The 508-nt window shown below is 48.4% G+C and carries 1 protein-coding gene; it reads left to right on the top strand.

All coding sequences use genetic code 11. The features are described 5' to 3' along the window. A partial coding sequence (locus R7Q11_RS29615; RefSeq protein WP_263857241.1) for a glutamate synthase-related protein occupies positions 1-508 on the top strand: 508 nt, incomplete at both ends.

The following is a 508-nucleotide window of genomic DNA, read 5'->3' as shown; positions in this document are numbered from 1 at the left end:
TTTCCAACAAGATTTAACCAACTTGCCCCGCAAGGCGTGGGCAAAACGTAAATCGATTGAACATGGCGGATTACTCAAATACGTACATGGCGGTGAGTACCATGCCTACAACCCTGATGTGGTAGGTACACTGCAAAAAGCGGTGAAATCTGGTGAAAGTAACGATTATCAAAGTTTTGCCAAACAAGTAAACGAGCGCCCTGTCGCGATGTTGCGTGACCTAATGGCACTGAAAAAATCTGACTCGCCATTGCCACTTGAACGAATCGAACCTAAAACAGAATTGTTCAAACGTTTTGATTCTGCCGCCATGTCTATCGGAGCGTTGAGCCCAGAGGCACACGAAGCACTTGCAACGGCGATGAACCGTCTTGGTGGTTACTCTAACTCTGGCGAAGGTGGTGAAGATCCTCGTCGTTTTGGCACCGAGCGTAACTCGCGAATCAAGCAGATCGCATCAGGCCGTTTTGGGGTTACGCCTCATTACCTAACCAATGCAGACGTACTG

This window comes from Vibrio sp. 970 (assembly GCF_033339075.1).
Note: the sequence above shows the minus strand (reverse complement) of the source record. Positions and strands in the feature narration are given on the sequence as shown.